Annotated in this window: 14 protein-coding genes; 4 read left to right on the forward strand and 10 right to left on the reverse strand. The window is 56.7% G+C overall.

What is annotated here, in order from left to right; genetic code table 11:
• Positions 1–99: 99 nt before the first annotated feature.
• Positions 100–504: a hypothetical protein gene (locus QGM61_RS06810; protein WP_281132427.1), complete on the reverse strand. Its 405-nt coding sequence runs from the start codon at positions 502–504 to the stop codon at positions 100–102.
• A gap of 242 nt (positions 505–746) precedes the next feature.
• Between QGM61_RS06810 and QGM61_RS06815 the strand changes: the two genes are divergently transcribed.
• A complete protein-coding gene (locus tag QGM61_RS06815) occupies positions 747–1187 on the forward strand; it encodes a TerB family tellurite resistance protein (protein WP_237133706.1) in 441 nt (146 codons plus the stop codon).
• Between the two features lie 95 nt (positions 1188–1282).
• On the opposite strand, the gene guaA is transcribed toward QGM61_RS06815, so the two are convergent.
• Both guaA and guaB read right to left on the reverse strand, forming a co-directional pair.
• On the reverse strand, positions 1283–2863 hold the full coding sequence (gene guaA, locus QGM61_RS06820) for a glutamine-hydrolyzing GMP synthase (protein WP_281132428.1): 1581 nt from the start codon (positions 2861–2863) through the stop codon (positions 1283–1285).
• Positions 2864–2968: 105 nt separating this feature from the next.
• Positions 2969–4438: an IMP dehydrogenase gene (guaB, locus tag QGM61_RS06825; RefSeq protein ID WP_237133704.1), complete on the reverse strand. Its 1470-nt coding sequence runs from the start codon at positions 4436–4438 to the stop codon at positions 2969–2971.
• Positions 4439–4502: 64 nt separating this feature from the next.
• On the opposite strand from guaB, the gene xseA reads away from it, so the two are divergent.
• Positions 4503–5768 (forward strand): exodeoxyribonuclease VII large subunit, encoded by a 1266-nt coding sequence (xseA, locus tag QGM61_RS06830; protein ID WP_281132429.1) that lies wholly within the window; start codon positions 4503–4505, stop codon positions 5766–5768.
• Positions 5761–6456 (forward strand): DsbA family protein, encoded by a 696-nt coding sequence (locus QGM61_RS06835; RefSeq protein ID WP_281132430.1) that lies wholly within the window; start codon positions 5761–5763, stop codon positions 6454–6456. Before xseA ends, QGM61_RS06835 begins: the two co-directional genes overlap by 8 nt.
• A gap of 12 nt (positions 6457–6468) precedes the next feature.
• On the opposite strand, the gene QGM61_RS06840 is transcribed toward QGM61_RS06835, so the two are convergent.
• Both QGM61_RS06840 and rodA read right to left on the reverse strand, forming a co-directional pair.
• The gene (locus QGM61_RS06840) at positions 6469–8136 is read right to left on the reverse strand and encodes a methyl-accepting chemotaxis protein (RefSeq protein WP_281132431.1); all 1668 of its coding nucleotides are present in this window, start codon (positions 8134–8136) and stop codon (positions 6469–6471) included.
• A 96-nt stretch (positions 8137–8232) separates the two neighbouring features.
• Positions 8233–9378, reverse strand: a complete 1146-nt coding sequence (rodA, locus tag QGM61_RS06845) for a rod shape-determining protein RodA (protein ID WP_281132432.1) — start codon at positions 9376–9378, stop codon at positions 8233–8235.
• A gap of 153 nt (positions 9379–9531) precedes the next feature.
• Between rodA and QGM61_RS06850 the strand changes: the two genes are divergently transcribed.
• Complete coding sequence (locus tag QGM61_RS06850; RefSeq protein WP_281132433.1) at positions 9532–9972, forward strand: DoxX family protein; 441 nt, start codon at positions 9532–9534, stop codon at positions 9970–9972.
• Here QGM61_RS06850 and QGM61_RS06855 read toward each other — a convergent pair.
• The 5 genes from QGM61_RS06855 to QGM61_RS06875 are packed head-to-tail and all read right to left on the reverse strand — an operon-like array spanning position 9969 to position 15680.
• Positions 9969–10988, reverse strand: a complete 1020-nt coding sequence (locus QGM61_RS06855) for an MBL fold metallo-hydrolase (RefSeq protein WP_281132434.1) — start codon at positions 10986–10988, stop codon at positions 9969–9971. The two genes, QGM61_RS06850 and QGM61_RS06855, sit on opposite strands and share 4 nt — an antisense overlap.
• Before the next feature lie 33 nt (positions 10989–11021).
• Positions 11022–12293, reverse strand: coding sequence for an alpha/beta hydrolase (locus tag QGM61_RS06860; protein WP_281132435.1), 1272 nt, complete (start codon positions 12291–12293; stop codon positions 11022–11024).
• Between the two features lie 33 nt (positions 12294–12326).
• Entirely contained in the window at positions 12327–13787 is a 1461-nt protein-coding gene (gene der, locus QGM61_RS06865) for a ribosome biogenesis GTPase Der (RefSeq protein ID WP_237133695.1), read from the reverse strand.
• 47 nt (positions 13788–13834) lie between these two features.
• Positions 13835–14983, reverse strand: coding sequence for an outer membrane protein assembly factor BamB (gene bamB / locus QGM61_RS06870; RefSeq protein ID WP_237133694.1), 1149 nt, complete (start codon positions 14981–14983; stop codon positions 13835–13837).
• A 28-nt stretch (positions 14984–15011) separates the two neighbouring features.
• On the reverse strand, positions 15012–15680 hold the full coding sequence (locus QGM61_RS06875) for a YfgM family protein (protein WP_237133693.1): 669 nt from the start codon (positions 15678–15680) through the stop codon (positions 15012–15014).
• Between the last annotated feature and the right edge of the window lie 60 nt (positions 15681–15740).

Consider the following 15740-nt stretch of genomic DNA (forward strand, 5'->3'; position numbering starts at 1 on the left):
GTGGCCGGCCAGCCAGAAGGCGCGGATGTTCTCGGCGCCAAAGGCTTCAATGACCTGCTCGGTGATGGCCTGCAGGTGAGCATCATCCGTTTGTGGTGCCTATACCCGCACGCCACTGCCGCCACCCATGTTTGCCGAACCAGCGGCAGTAGGCGTGGCTACCACAAGACGATGGGAATCTTTGTAGTCCATGGCCGGGAAGTAATGGCGCTGCCAGTTGCCGATGGAACCGGCACCATGAATATTCAGGATGAACGTGACTTCTTCCCCTGGCTGCAGGTCGCATGGATAATCGAGAAAGTATTCCCTGCCGCTGTCAGTCTCGATGACATTGCCAGGCACTGCCGTTTTGCTGGCACAGTCACCGTCGGCGCAATGCACCGGTGGCGGCGTCTGGCAGGTGACACCAAGTACATCTGCGGCCGAGGCCGTGTGGGACAAGGCTACCAATCCCAGTGCGGCCAGCACGTGATTTAGCCGGACTGCCATGCTTCTTCTTAACATACATCCCCCTAAACAATTCGGTATTGGAAGCAAGACTCTACAACTGTGGCAGAGGAATTAGTATGGGCTGCGGGATGAAGTGTAAAAAATTGCGCTCAACTCCCAACTGGAACGCTTTTCAAGAAAGGCTTAATATGGACAGCAGCGCAGATTCTTATTAGTCTGCTGTTTTCCATGGAGCAGGCAAGCCCCATGTCAGAAGGTACTTAATTAATTAAAAACAAGATCCAGACGGAGCCAGCATGAGCATTATCAATTTTGATTCCATTCGCAACCTGATCAGTAATGGAAGTTCCAGTCAAAAGCAAGAACTCTTTCAGGAAGTCCTGCTCATGGTCCTGGCGCGGGCTATTCGTGTTGACTCCAACATCGAGTCTGTAGAGATAGCAAAAGTGAAATCGGTGCTCAAAGAACAGATCGGCGAGGAATTCAGCCGCGCCGACATCCTCACCGCAGCCTCTTCAGAGCTTTTTGAATCGCAGCCCCTGGTACGCTATCTGTCCAAGGCCACCAAGAAACTGACCGAAAGTGAACGCGTGGCGATTATCAGCTCACTGGCTGATGTCATCCGCAGTGACGATGAGATCCGCTACGGTGAAGTAGATTTCTTCAATCAGGTCGTCATGGCCCTTCGCGCTACCCCGGCGGAAATCGCTGGCCTGCTCTCTGCTGACGACCTCTGAGCAGCATGAACAAGGCTTGAACCTGAGCCCTGAACAACAAGGCACCGATTAATAGCGGTTTATGGCCGCTATTAATCAAGTCGCCTGCCCTGCCCCTACTCCCACTCAATCGTCGCCGGCGGCTTGGACGACACGTCATAAGTCACCCGCGAGACATCCGCGATTTCATTGATGATGCGGTTGCTGACTGTTTCCAGCAGCTCATAGGGCAGGTGCGCCCAACGGGCTGTCATGAAGTCGATGGTTTCGACTGCACGCAGGCCAATGACCCAGGAATAACGACGACCGTCGCCAACCACGCCCACTGATTTGACCGGCAGGAACACGGCAAAGGCCTGACTGGTCTTGTGGTACCAGTCAGCTTTGTGCAGCTCTTCGATGAAAATTGCGTCGGCCCGGCGCAACACTTCGCAGTACTCGTGTTTGACTTCGCCAAGCACACGGACACCCAGGCCCGGGCCGGGGAACGGGTGGCGGTAAACCATGTCGTAGGGCAGACCCAGTTCAAGGCCGATCTGGCGAACTTCGTCCTTGAACAGTTCACGCAGGGGCTCGACCAGTTTCAGCGCCATGTCTTCGGGCAGGCCACCGACATTGTGATGAGATTTGATCACGTGGGCCTTGCCAGTGCGTGACCCGGCGGACTCGATGACATCCGGATAAATGGTGCCCTGCGCCAGCCACTTCACATTGGGGATCTTGGCCGCTTCTGCATCAAATACGTCGATAAAAGTGTTGCCGATGATCTTGCGCTTCTTCTCGGGATCATCCACGCCAGCCAGACGGCTGAGGAACTGTTCCTCAGCATCCACACGGATGACTTTGACACCCATGTTTTCGGCGAAGGTGGCCATAACCTGGTCACCTTCATTCAGGCGCAGCAGGCCATTGTCGACAAATACACAAGTCAGCTGGTCACCGATGGCCTGATGCAGCAGCGCAGCAACAACCGATGAATCCACACCACCCGACAGACCCAGCAGCACATGATCGCTGCCTACCTGTTCACGTACAGTGCGGATGGCATCTTCAATAATATTGGCAGAGGTCCACAGCGCATCACAGCCACAGATCTGACGCACAAAGCGTTCCAGAATACGCTTACCCTGCGAGGTGTGCGTCACTTCCGGGTGGAACTGAACGCCATAGAAGCGCTTCTCTTCGTTCGCCATGCCGGCAATCGGCGCGCTGCTGGTTTCGGCTGTTACCACAAAGTCCGGCGGCAGTTTGACAACCTTGTCGCCGTGGCTCATCCACACATCAAGTTGAGCCGTGCCATCGGTCAGGATGCGGTCCTCGATGCCGTCAAACAACGCACCGGGAGCTGGCAGATTGACTTCGGCGTAACCAAACTCGGACTTGTCCGACGCCTCGACCTTGCCGCCCAGCTGTTCGGCCATGGTCTGCATGCCGTAGCAGATACCCAGCAACGGTACGTTTAATGTAAACAGGTATTTTGCGGCCTGCGGAGAGTCGGCCAGAGTTGCTGTTTCCGGACCTCCGGACAGGATGATGCCCTGCGCGGCAAAATTGCGCACCTCTTCCTCAGTGCACTGATGGTCCCATATCTCACAATACACACCCAGCTCACGAACGCGGCGGGCTATCAACTGCGTGTACTGTGATCCAAAGTCAAGAATGAGGATTTTCTGGCTGTGAATGTTTTGCTGGGTCATGACAACTGGATTTCCTGAATTGGCATTGCCTGATAAGTAAAACACCGCCGCCAGGGCTCTGACGACGGTGATGAAATACAAGCGTTCATTAGAATCGCGACCGCTCTAGCTCACGCGGTAGTTGGGTGCTTCCTTGGTGATGCTGACATCGTGCACGTGGCTTTCCTGCATGCCCGAGGCCGTGATTTTCACGAATTCAGGCTTGGTGCGCATGGTGTCGATATCGGCGCTGCCGGTATACCCCATGCTTGAACGCAGGCCGCCCATCAACTGATGAACAATGCCGGACATCGTGCCTTTGTAGGGTACCCGACCCTCAATGCCTTCCGGTACCAGCTTCTCAACACCTGAGGCGGCATCCTGGAAGTAACGGTCGCTGGAACCCTGGCTCTGCGACATGGCGCCCAGTGAGCCCATACCACGATAGGCCTTGTAGCTGCGACCCTGATAGAGTTCAACTTCACCTGGCGCCTCTTCGGTGCCAGCCAGCAGACTGCCGATCATGACAACATGAGCGCCAGCAGCGATGACCTTGGCGATGTCACCAGAGAAACGGATACCACCGTCAGAGATAACACAGACATCGGTATCTTTCAGCGCATCCACTACATTGGACACGGCAGAAATCTGGGGAACACCCACGCCAGTGACTATACGGGTGGTACAGATGGAACCGGGACCGATACCGACCTTGACAGCATCTGCGCCGGCTGCAGCCAGATCACGGGCAGCCTGGGCCGTGGCGATGTTACCGCCAATGACACCAACTTCCGGATACAGACCCTTGATGCGCCGCACCATGTCGATGACGCCTTTGGAGTGACCGTGCGCGGTATCCACGACAATCACATCCACACCTGCCTCGACCAGGGCACTGACACGATCTTCGGTGTCGGCACTGGTACCCACAGCAGCAGCTACGCGCAGGCGGCCCTGCTGATCCTTGGAGGCGTTGGGGAAATCTTCCGACTTGCGGATATCTTTCAGCGTAATCAGCCCGCGCAATTCGAACTCGTCATTGACGACCAGAATCTTTTCAATGCGGTGTTGATGCAGCAGCTCCTTTATCTGATCATGGCTGGCATCTTCCTTCACCGTCACCAGACTGGGCTTGGGTGTCATGATGGAGTCAACACGCGCTTCCAGATTCGACTCGAACCGGACATCACGGCTGGTGACAATACCCACCAGCTGACGCCCTGTAACGACCGGCATGCCGGAGATGTCATTCTCACGCATCAGGGCGATCAGGTCGTTGATGGAGGCGTCAGGTGCAATGGTAATCGGATCCTTGACCACGCCGCTCTCGAACTTCTTGACCTGCTTCACTTCGCGGGCCTGTTGCTCGATGCTCATGTTCTTGTGAATCACACCAATACCACCCTCCTGCGCCATGGCAATAGCCAGACGCGCCTCGGTCACGGTATCCATGGCCGCCGACATCAGGGGAATGTTCAGTGCGATATTGGCCGTCAATCGTGTTTTCAGACTGACCGATTTGGGGAGCACAGAGGAGTGGGCGGGCAGAAGCAGTACATCGTCGAATGTCAGCGCTTCTTCAGCAATGCGTAACATAAGTTTTCACCTATCCACAAAAACGCGATTATACAGATCACAGTCCCTGAGGTAAACTGCGGCAATGATCAATGACTCTTTTGACGCCTCCCCGACCGCTTCCCTGGATAACACCGTGCTCAGTGTCAGCACTCTCAACCGGCTGGCGCGTGGCCTGCTGGAAGAGTGTTTCCCGGCCGTCATGGTCGAAGGCGAGATCTCCAATCTGTCAGTGCCGTCATCCGGACACTGGTATCTTACGCTTAAAGACGGCCAGGCCCAGGTGCGTTGTGCCATGTTTCGCAACCGCAATATTGGCGTTCGCTTCCGGCCGAGCAATGGCATGCAGGTCATCGTCAAGGGCAAGGTCAGTCTGTACGAGGGGCGTGGCGACTATCAGCTGATTCTGGAGTCACTGCAGGATGCCGGCGCCGGCGCGCTGCAAAAAGCCTTTGATGCCCTCAAGGCCAAACTCAACGCGGAAGGCCTGTTCGCCAGTGCCCGCAAACGCCCGCTGCCGGAACCCTGTCGTCACGTTGCCGTCATCACCTCCCCGACCGGCGCTGTCATCCGCGATATTCTCAGCGTGTTCCAGCGCCGCTACCCGGCCATGCAGGTAACCGTGTTCCCTGTCCCTGTGCAGGGCCAGGATGCCCCCGCTGCCATCATCAGGGCAATTGCCGATGCGAATCGTCTGGCCATGGAGCTGGGTCTGGATGTGATTACGCTGGCGCGCGGCGGCGGATCACTGGAAGACCTGCAGGCGTTTAATGACGAAGCCGTGGCAAGAGCGATAGCCAGCAGTGAGCTGCCCGTGGTCAGCGCCGTTGGCCACGAAACCGATGTCAGTATTGCTGACTTTGTTGCTGACGTGCGCGCACCGACACCATCGGCTGCTGCTGAACTGCTCAGCCCCGACCAGCAGGCGCTGCTGCAGCGCTTACAGAATCTTCAGTCCCGCCTGGTGCGGACCATGCAGGGGCAAATAAGCCAGCGCCAGCAGCAACTGGAATGGCTGCAACGACGTCTACAGCACCCCGGGCGGCGCCTGCAGGATCAGGCGCAGCGTCTGGATCAGCTCGAGCATCGCCTGGGCCGCTCGATCAGTCGACTCCTGCAGCAAAAGCGTACCTCACTGCACATGCTGGCGCGCAATCTGGACGCCATCAGTCCATTGCAGACCCTGCAAAGAGGTTATAGCATCACGCGTCGGGACGACGGGTCGCTGATCACCAGTGTCGCAGCAGTTTCTGTGGGGGACGTGCTGACAACCCGACTGGCAGACGGCGAAATCATCAGTGAAACCAGAGCGGTCAATCGCAATACCGACAACGGAGGACTCAATGAATAAACGGGAACAGCAGCGGCTGATTCGCGAACAAAAACAACAGGCGGCCGAGAAAAAAGCAGCCCTGCAGAAGAACCTGACCCGTCTGGCACTGGTTATCCTCGTGCCTCTGATATTGATTGGCGTGTTGTACGGTTTGATGGGCCAGGGTGAAGTCTATCCGCCAGATGAAATCGGACCGACAGACCATGTGCGTGGCAACCCTGAGGCCGACACCACGCTGGTGGTCTACGCAGACTTTCAGTGTCCTGCCTGCGCCACCGAGCACCGTGTCATGAGTCAGGCCTGGCCACGAATTGCCAGCGATGTACAGTTGGTGTTCCGGCACTATCCACTGACCACCACGCATCCATTTGCCTGGACTGCGGCACTCTACTCTGAGGCTGCCGGACGCCAGGGCAAGTTCTGGGAAATGTATGACCTGCTGTTCATGAATCAGGCCTACTGGTCAGGCCTGGCTTCTGTTGAGGCGGAATTTGATGGGTACCTGGAGCAGCTTGATCTGAATGTCGAACAGGCTCACCAGGATATGCAGGACGATACGCTATTGCAGAAAGTGCGCAATGATCAGCGCGGCGGTACCCGGGCAGGTGTGCGATCAACGCCGTCGCTGTTTGTGAATGGGCGCCAGGTGCCGGTACCACAAAACCCGGTCGACATGATTGCCCTGGTCAACAGCGCCAGCGAGTAAGGCTGACGCAAATTACAGATCCAGACCCAGACGGGCGGCCGGCAATCCCAGGAACAGGCCGCCCCAGTACTTGCCATCAATATGTATCGGCACGGACAGGTTGAACATCACCTCGCCGGTGTCGCGCAGGTAGCTCTGCAGACGGAAACGACCCATGTACGGAATATCGCGATTCTGGAAGAAACGCATATGCCGGCTCTTGGCCAGATCGATTTTCGGATCGCCTGTCGGCTCCTGGGACAGCTCACTGCGGTGAATCGCCACATAGCCCTTGCTGTCCAATGGCAGACAGTAAAGCGAACCGTCCTGTTCACTCGCCCACTGATCGATAAAATGCTGACATGCTTTCTGAAAAGCTCTGGCATAGGAAACGTCATATTTGATCGGATTGGTGCCGTCAATCGGCTTGTGATCACGGTCAAACATATCTACGCCACTGCGCTGCAGGGTGGCCAGCGCCGGTTCAATCTGGTCACGTCGATGTTCCAGAATCTCCAGCACTTCCTCAAGTTCACCTCGCCCTATCCGGAACTGACATAATTTGTGCAGCGCTTTGTCGGTAGAATCGAGCAGTTCATGTGTCTGCGCGTTGTTCTGTTCCATGTCCTTGCGGATGCGATGACCCAGATCACGTATTTCATGGCTGCGGCTACGAATGTCGTTGTTGTTGACGGATAGTTGCCCCGCGGCGGAGCTGGCCTGCAGCAGGTCAGCCTGACTCGATTCAAAGCCGTCCATCATCTGATGGAAGTCATTGGCGGATTTGTCGATTGAAGTTCGTGCCAGCGCTGTCTCGCTGATCATTTTTTCGGTGCCAGTAGAGGTCTGGGACACAACGGCAATCATGTCTTCAAGCAGGGCACCAATTTCATCGGCCGAACCCCGAACTTTTACGGCCAGGTCCCGCACTTCATCGGCCACGACTGCAAATCCTCGACCCTGTTCACCTGCCCTGGCCGCTTCGATGGCAGCGTTTAGCGCCAGCATGTTGGTCTGCGCAGCAAAGCCCTGAACGGTACTAAGGATGACACGAATATTTTCTGATGTGCTTTCCAGCTGCGCCACGGTGCCATGGAACTGCTGCATCATGTCGCCGACGCCGCTGATCTGACGATTCGCCTGCTGCAATTCGCCGACAGCCTGCTTGGCAGTGGTCAGATTGCGCGAGTTCAGATCGGCAATATTACTTGTCCAGCGGGACAGCTGCTCGATCGCCGTTGCCGTTTCTTCGCTGGAGTTATAGATGATCTCGGAATAGTCTTCCTGCTTGCCGGCATCGACACTGGCCTGCTCGGCAATCTTGCGCCCCTGAGCAGAGGTCAGCGTTACCCGAATACTGTGGTTGCGCAGATCTTCCAGCGCAGCGCGCAATCGCTCCATAAACTGGTTGAACAGTTTCGCTGTCTCAACGCTGCGCGCATCACCCGATTCACGCATGCGCAGAGACAGATCACCCTGTGCCTCGTTCACGGTTCGCAACACCTGCAGCAATTCGTCGGATACCGCTGTGCTGCCCGGTCTCATCAGCATGCCGGTCAGCGCCAGACCCAGTGTCGCCAGTGCCAGCACCAGCCACATAGCTCCACCTTCAAACAGCAAAATACCTGACACAAACAACACGAACTGAATCGCCATCAGCCCCAGAACGGGCATGGCTGGCAGCTTTACATTCGAAATCATAACGACACCTTGCTCCCCTGCAATTAATCGTTGTCACAATTACATAACGGCAGACGGGAACAAAAACTTGAGAAAAATCGAGCGCCTGAAGAAGTATCAGGGAGGCAGCAGGCGGCGATGGGTATGAATAGACATCAGAATGCCGAATCCGACCAGCAGCGTCACCGCAGAGGTACCACCATAGCTCACCAGCGGCAGCGGAACACCAACCACCGGCAACAGGCCGGACACCATACCCATGTTCACTACTACATAGATACAGAAGGTCAGTCCCAGGCTGATGCCCAGCAATCTGGAGAAGGTTTCGCGGGCCTGCCAGGCAATAAACATGCTACGCCCGACAATGAACATGTAAAGCGCCAGCAAAATGGCGATACCCAGGAATCCAAACTCTTCACCGATGACCGCCAGGATGAAGTCGGTTGATGATTCCGGCAAAAAGTCGAGCCGTGACTGGGTGCCGTTGAGCCAGCCTTTGCCAAACAGCCCGCCAGAGCCGATGGCTATCTTTGACTGGATAATGTTCCAGCCGGCGCCCAGCGGGTCAGCTTCAGGATTGAACAGGGTATCGACGCGGCGGCGCTGATACGGTTCGAGGACAAACATATACATCAATGGAGCTGCCACCATGGCGGCGATTACTGCCGATGAGACGATACGCCAGGATATACCGGCGAAGAACAGCACAATGATGCCAGCCATGCCAACCAGAATTGCTGTTCCCAGGTCGGGCTGGTTGGCGATCAGCGCACTGGGTATACCGACAATTACCAGCGCGATCAGGATATCGGTATAGCGCGGTGGCAGGCTGCGTTTGCTGAAGTACCAGGCCACCATGATGGGCAGGCCCAGTTTCATGATCTCCGAGGGCTGAAACAGGCCCAGCCCGGGGATGGCCAGCCAGCGCTGGGCGCCATTGCGTATCGAACCAAAAAACAGCACCAGAATCAGCAGCACAACGCCCGCAGCAAATAGCGGAACTGCCCAGTAGTGGAAGGTGCGGGGCGGCAACTGCGCAATGATCAGCAATGCCGTGAAGCCGACGCCCAGACGAACGCCCTGCCTGACTACCGAACCCATATCTTCACCCGAGGCGCTATACAGCACGACCATGCCCAGCAGGCTGAGCATCAGCAATGCGGTCAGCAACGGCAGATCCAGGTGCAGACGCCATGCCAGCGTGCGTTCCTGAGGGCTGAGATCAAATCGGGGATTGGTAAAGCGGCGCAGCAGCTCGGCCATGCGTGTCGATAATCCTGAGGCGTCAATCAATCGAAAAAGGGTAGCCCATTGCCGGGATTAAGTCTATGCTCGCTGCGAGCAGGACGGGACATGCATGTCCCACCGTTGACTTCAGTAACAGCGACTACAACAAGCTCTCAAGGAACCTGAACAATGGCAATTGGCAAATCTCTGGAAAGACTTTTTAATGCAATCGCAGATAACTGTCAGACCCTGTCGTGGACCATCATGCGGATACTGGCGGCATTGATGTTCATGACTCATGGCTGGCCAAAACTGTTTGGCGACAATGCGCAGCCAGTGCTTGGCGGCATGGACTTTTTCGGCATCGACCTGATGGTCAACATGCTATGGATCGCCGGCGTGATTGAGGTATTCGGCGGCGCACTGCTGGTGCTGGGCCTGTTCAGTCGTCTGTCGGCAGGACTGTGTGCCCTGCTGATGATCATGGCCTATGCGACAGCCCATCCGGCCTGGTTTCCGACGCTGAACAATGGTGAACTGGCGGCGATGTACTTCGTGGTCTTTTTTGTTCTGTTTGCTTTCGGACCTGGCAAGCTCAGCGTCGACTCTCTGATCCGCGGCCAGCGTTAGCCGCCAGAGCCGTGAGGAACTGACTGCGCCAGCCAGTGCAGTAGTCCCTGCGCATTGAGCTGCATATCGCCTGCCAGCTTCTGGCGGATGACGGACGGCGGTACCGTGCACTGACGGGCCGCCAGTTCATCCAGACTGTGCTGCATGAGACGCGACTGAAGGCGGCGCTGCATGGCATCGGCCAGCGCCTCAGCATCGCTATCCACCTCATCAAGCCTGCGACTGAATTCGGCGCCGATCTGACGCGCCAGATTGGCATAGACATCTATTTGTTCGTGCAATAGCGCTGCCAGCTCGGCGGGCTGTTCGTGCATCCCAAAATGCGTCAGGAATACCCGCTCGACAGGTAAGGTCATCAGGCGGTTCAGTGATTCATGCCAGGCAGCCGGGTCAAACTGCACTGGTGTACTGGGTGGAAAGATAAAACGGCTGCCACGGCCAGTGTTCAGCTCCGGATAGCTGACGCCGAATGTGTCGCCGGTGAACAGTCCACTGCTGTGTTCATCCCATACCACGTAATGGTGGCGCGCATGGCCAGCCGTGTTCAGCGTCTGCAATCGCCGCGAGCCAAGGTCAAAACTGTCACCATCCGCGGCAATACAGACTCGCTGCGCGGGCACCGGGACCAGCTGACCAAACGCGGCATCGTAGGCCTCTTCGCCGTACACGGCCATTGATCCGGCCTGCAGTTTCTCCGGCGTTATCATATGGCGGGCACCGCGCTCATGAACGACCAGCGTCGCCTCTGGCATTTCATCCATCAGCGCACCGGCACCACCGGCATGATCCAGATGTACGTGCGTGGGCATAATCCAGCGCACCTGCTCCGGTGAGATATTGTGATCAGCCAGTGTCTGCATGATTCTGGGCAGACTGTTGCGAGTGCCGGTATCCACCAGTGCTGCTTCGCCATCATGTTCGATGAGATAGCAGGCTGCCAGACCGTCACGGAACAGCCCGGTATCGATACAGGCAATCTTGAAACCGCAATCGTGCCAGACGCTGGACTGACTCATGTCGTTTTATCCCGTGTTTATTGCTGTTTCCTGTTATTCCTGACCAAGGAAACGCAGGATTCGACTCATCATATCATCATAAAACGGGTTAAAGGTGGTTCGACGCAGCAGGGTACCCGGCTGTTCGATGCCCAGCGATTCGAGCAGATGCCGCTCGGCAAAGATGCTGCTGTCATCATCCTGCTGGCATTGCTGTCGCTGTTCGGACTCAGCCGCGTAGTGCAGACACTGGCGGTAATAACCCTGAAAACCATAGTGTGGATCGTCTGGCGGCAGCGTCAGACCCACATGTGACAGGCTTCGCACACGATAGTCATTAGCACTGACATCAACTCGAGTAACACCGCTGCAGTCGGGTGCCTGCAGGGCGGCCGAGTCATACCACAGCAGCTGCCGCGATTCAGGACTGAGCTGCTGACAGAAAAACTGCGCCGCATCCGGCACACTCACGGTTTCGTCGGCATCGCTGACGACCATCATCACGGGGACGTCGAGGGGCTGCCATTGCTGCCACTCAAGTTCCTGCAGAAGCCGATAGAATTGGCCGCCAGCAGGCACGGAAAAGGATTCATACTTGGCCGCATCGCGTTCCTGTTCAATGCCCGTCCAACGGACAAGCCAGCCCAGATACGGAGATAGCCGCACCGTAAATCCCGGCAGCCCCAGCGCTGGTGACATCAGGATCAACGAGTCGACCTGCTGATCAATGACATTGCCGGATTCACGTTGTCGATTGAGGAGATCGATCGCCAGCGTGGCGCCTGCTGAATACCCCACCACAGTCAAGGAATCAACCTCGCCTGCAAACGATTCGACGCCATAACGTGCCGCCTGCTGCCAGTCGCGCCGGGTGGCCTGTGCCAGATCGCCAGGTGCCGTCCCGTGACCGGGCAGCAGCAGCGCACGCGCTACGGCGCAATTATCGGCTGCGACCAGATCGCGGGCCATCGCGGACAGCAAATAGGGTGAATCACTGAGCCCGTGCAACAGCAAAAACCCTATCGGGCGTTGTCCGGGCGCGCAGCCGGAGCGGCTCTCCAGCTGGTAGGGACTGCGCATTGCTGCCACCTCAGCCAGCGAATAAGTCTCGCCAAACGGAAGCTGATCTTCAGTAAAGGTTCGCTGCAGCGCAGAACTGACCTGTGTGCGGCTTTGTTCCAGGTATTGATCAAAGGGTGTAGCAAGCTCAGGCGCCGACACAGAAAAGCCGGTCGGCTGCAAATGCGCCGGGTCCTCACTACAGGCGACCAGTGTCAGCAATATGACAGCTGACAGGTTCAGACGGGCTGTTTTACTGATAGGCATGCGTTGCTCCAGCCGCACGTCAGGGTTTTGATATCAGGAGCTCTTTCGACCACCGCCGGGACCAGCAGGTCGACGGCGCGGAGTCTTGCGTTCATCCGCGTGTGTTCCGCCCTGCGCGCGGTTTTTGGCAATTCGGCGTTTCTGGGCAACCTGCTGCGGGGTCATACCCTGCTCGTGCTGTGTATATGGATTGGCATCACTGCGCAGTTCGATGCGAACAGGTGTGCCCTCCAGCTTCAGCACTTCCCGGAATGTTTTCTCCAGATAGCGCTTGTAATGGTCAGGCAGCTTGTCGGTCTGCTTGCCGTGAATCACGATGATCGGCGGATTCTGACCACCCGCATGGGCGTATTTCATTTTGATGCGACGACCATTGACCATTGGCGGTGCATGATCGGTTACCGCATCCTGCAGAATCCGGGTCAGCTGGTTGGTGCTTAATTGCCGTTTCGCGGACTCGTAGGCTTTTTCAATGGACTTGTACAGATCGCCAACTCCAGTGCCATGCAGGGCAGAGATGAAATGAATGGCGGCAAAATCCACGAAGGAGAAACGGCGCCGGATGTCACTCTTGATGCGTTCCTTCTGCTCGGTGTCCATGCCGTCCCATTTATTCAGGGCGATCACCAGGGCCCGCCCGGCGTCCAGCACGTAACCGAGCAAATGCAGATCCTGCTCGACGATGCCGTCTCGCGCATCAATAACCAGTACGACGACATTGGCATCCTGAATAGCTGTCAGCGATTTAACGACTGAAAACTTTTCCACCGTTTCGTGCGTTCTGCCACGGCGACGGATACCCGCCGTATCAATCAGCGTATAACGTTTACCGTGCCGTTCGAAAGGAATGTAAATACTGTCACGTGTAGTGCCAGGCATGTCGAACACGACCACCCGCTCCTCACCCAGCATGCGGTTGACCAGCGTGGACTTGCCGACATTGGGACGTCCGGCAATGGCAATGCGGATGCCTTCTTCGACGCGCTCTTCTTCAGACAGAGGCTCAGGAAAACGCTCCAGCACCGATTCGATCAGCTTGCTGACACCGCGCCCCTGTGAGGCAGTGACCGGATATATCTGCTCCATGCCAAGCCCGTAGAAATCCCCAAGGGCTACGTTCTCGTCAATGCCGTCGACCTTGTTGACCACCAGGCAAGCTGGCTTGTCGAGTTTGCGCAGGTGCTCGACGATCTGAATATCAGCCGGATTCAGCCCTGCCCGTCCGTCCACCAGCAACAGCACAACATCGGCCTCTTCCATGGCCAGCAGTGACTGCGATGCCATGGCAAAATCGATGCCCTGCTCGCCACCTTCCAGACCACCGGTGTCGATAACTATATAGGGTTTACTGGCGCCTTTACCCTCACCGTACTTGCGATCACGGGTAAGCCCGGGAAAATCGGCAACCAGGGCATCACGACTGCGAGTCAGTCGATTGAACAGCGTGGACTTACCCACATTGGGGCGACCCACCAGGGCGATAACGGGCTTCATAAGATTTCCAGATGCAAGTCAGGGCCTGTCAGACACAGGCCCTGGAATCAAGGCAGGCGTAAGGCGCTAAGACGCCCGCTGTTTGTAAATACGTAAAGGTTGCGGCCTTCGGAGATAATTTCGCCGCGAATACCTGATCGATCAATGCGTGTACGGGCAACTATCTGGCCATCGATCTGTGACAGCACGTGCAGGTAACCCTCAAAGTCACCGACCGCCAGGTAGTTGTTGAACGTTACCGGGCTGTTCACTTTGCGCAGTCGCAAATCGTCGTTTTCCCAGACAGTTCGCTCGGAATTGTTCTGTACGGCAAACACATGGCTGTTGGCATCGACCCAGTAAATATTGCCGAGGCCCAGTGCCAGTGCATTGTAACTGGAGCCTGCCATACCCCAGACGATACGACCTGTCTGTACATCCAGTCCCATCAGGTTACCCTGAAAGCTGCTGACATACACGATACCACCAAACAGCGTCGGGTTACCGTCGATGTCTATGATCCGTTCAATATCGTACCGCCCCTGCGGAATGGCGACACGCTCTTCCCAGAGCAGGTTGCCATTGGTTATATCCACTGCCGCAATCAGGCCGTTGGCAAAGCCGGCAATCACCCGATTACCGGTGATCAGCGGCTTACTGGTGCCACGCAGTGACAGAGCCGGCACCGTGTTCTCGTAAATCCACAGCCGCTCACCATCGCGTGCATCGTAACCAATCAACCGCCCATCAATGGTCTGGACAACTACGCGCAGGCCGTCAGTCTGGGGTGCGGCCAGGACTTCGCTGGTCGCCGCAGTGGTCCACATCTGTTCACCGGAACTCTGATTAAAGGCCACCACGCGGGCGTCCAGTGTTCCCACCAGTACCAAGCCAGAAGCTGCGCCAACGCCACCGGTAATCGGCAGATCAGTGCGCTCGCGCCACAGTACGCGCCCTGTCTCCTTATTGATCGCCATCACTGTGCCATCGGCACTGGCCGCATAAATGTTCTGACCATCAATGGCGGGTGCCAGACGGTTGTAGCCCTCACCCTGACCATCGCCAACATTGACTGACCAGACACGTTCGAGCTCAAACTGCTCATTGATGTCAGTCAGTTCACGCGGTTGTTCGGTCTCGTCGTCAGAGAAAAGACTGCAGGCACTGATCACTCCGGCAAGCGTAAGCAACAGCGCCAGCTTTATGGCTTGGGTCATAGTCTGATGGCCTGAATCGATGGATTAATCAACGGCTGCCCTGCAGTTCGGACATTTTCATCTGCAACACCGGGCTCATGTTGCCAGCGCCCTGGGCAGACTCGTAAGCCGCCAGTGCCTGTTCATGATTGCCCTGCGCCAGGTAAATGTCACCGCGCAACTCGTCAAATTCGGATTGCAGAGCCTGGCCGTCAACAGTACTGATCAGCGCCAGGGCTTCATCTGTTTCGCCACTGGCCAGCATGACCTGTCCAAGACGCAGCTGTGCCAGCCGGATCAGGGTTGGCTCGGTGCTGTTGAACATGCCGCTTTGTGTGTTTGCCAGCAGCCATTCCAGCTCCTGGCGTGCGGTGGCAAGATCATCCGTTTCGACCGCAAGCCGGGCCGCAAACAGCGCACCGTAAAGTGCATAGACGCTGCTGCTGTGTTCGTTCTTCAGCTCTGCTGTCAGTTGACGGATTTCGTCGTGTCCTTCAGCCGGTATCAGTTCACCCGGGTTGGTGACCGCCAGAGTCGACAGGCGGTCGTAGACAGCGGACGCTTCTGCAGCGGCCGATTGTTGACTGCTCTGCCAGAACTGCCAGCCGAAATAAACGGCGGCGACCACTGCTATTCCCAGAGCCAGCAGGCGGCCACTTTCATGCCACCAGCGCTTTAGCGATTCGAGGGTTTCTTCTTCTGCTGCACTTAAAGCCACAAACCAGCTCCTGTCCAATCCAATCCGACCCCACTGCTTCGCAGTGCGGGCATACTCAAT

The organism is Pseudohongiella sp. SYSU M77423, assembly GCF_029911965.1.
Classification (GTDB): Bacteria; Pseudomonadota; Gammaproteobacteria; order Pseudomonadales; family Pseudohongiellaceae; genus Pseudohongiella.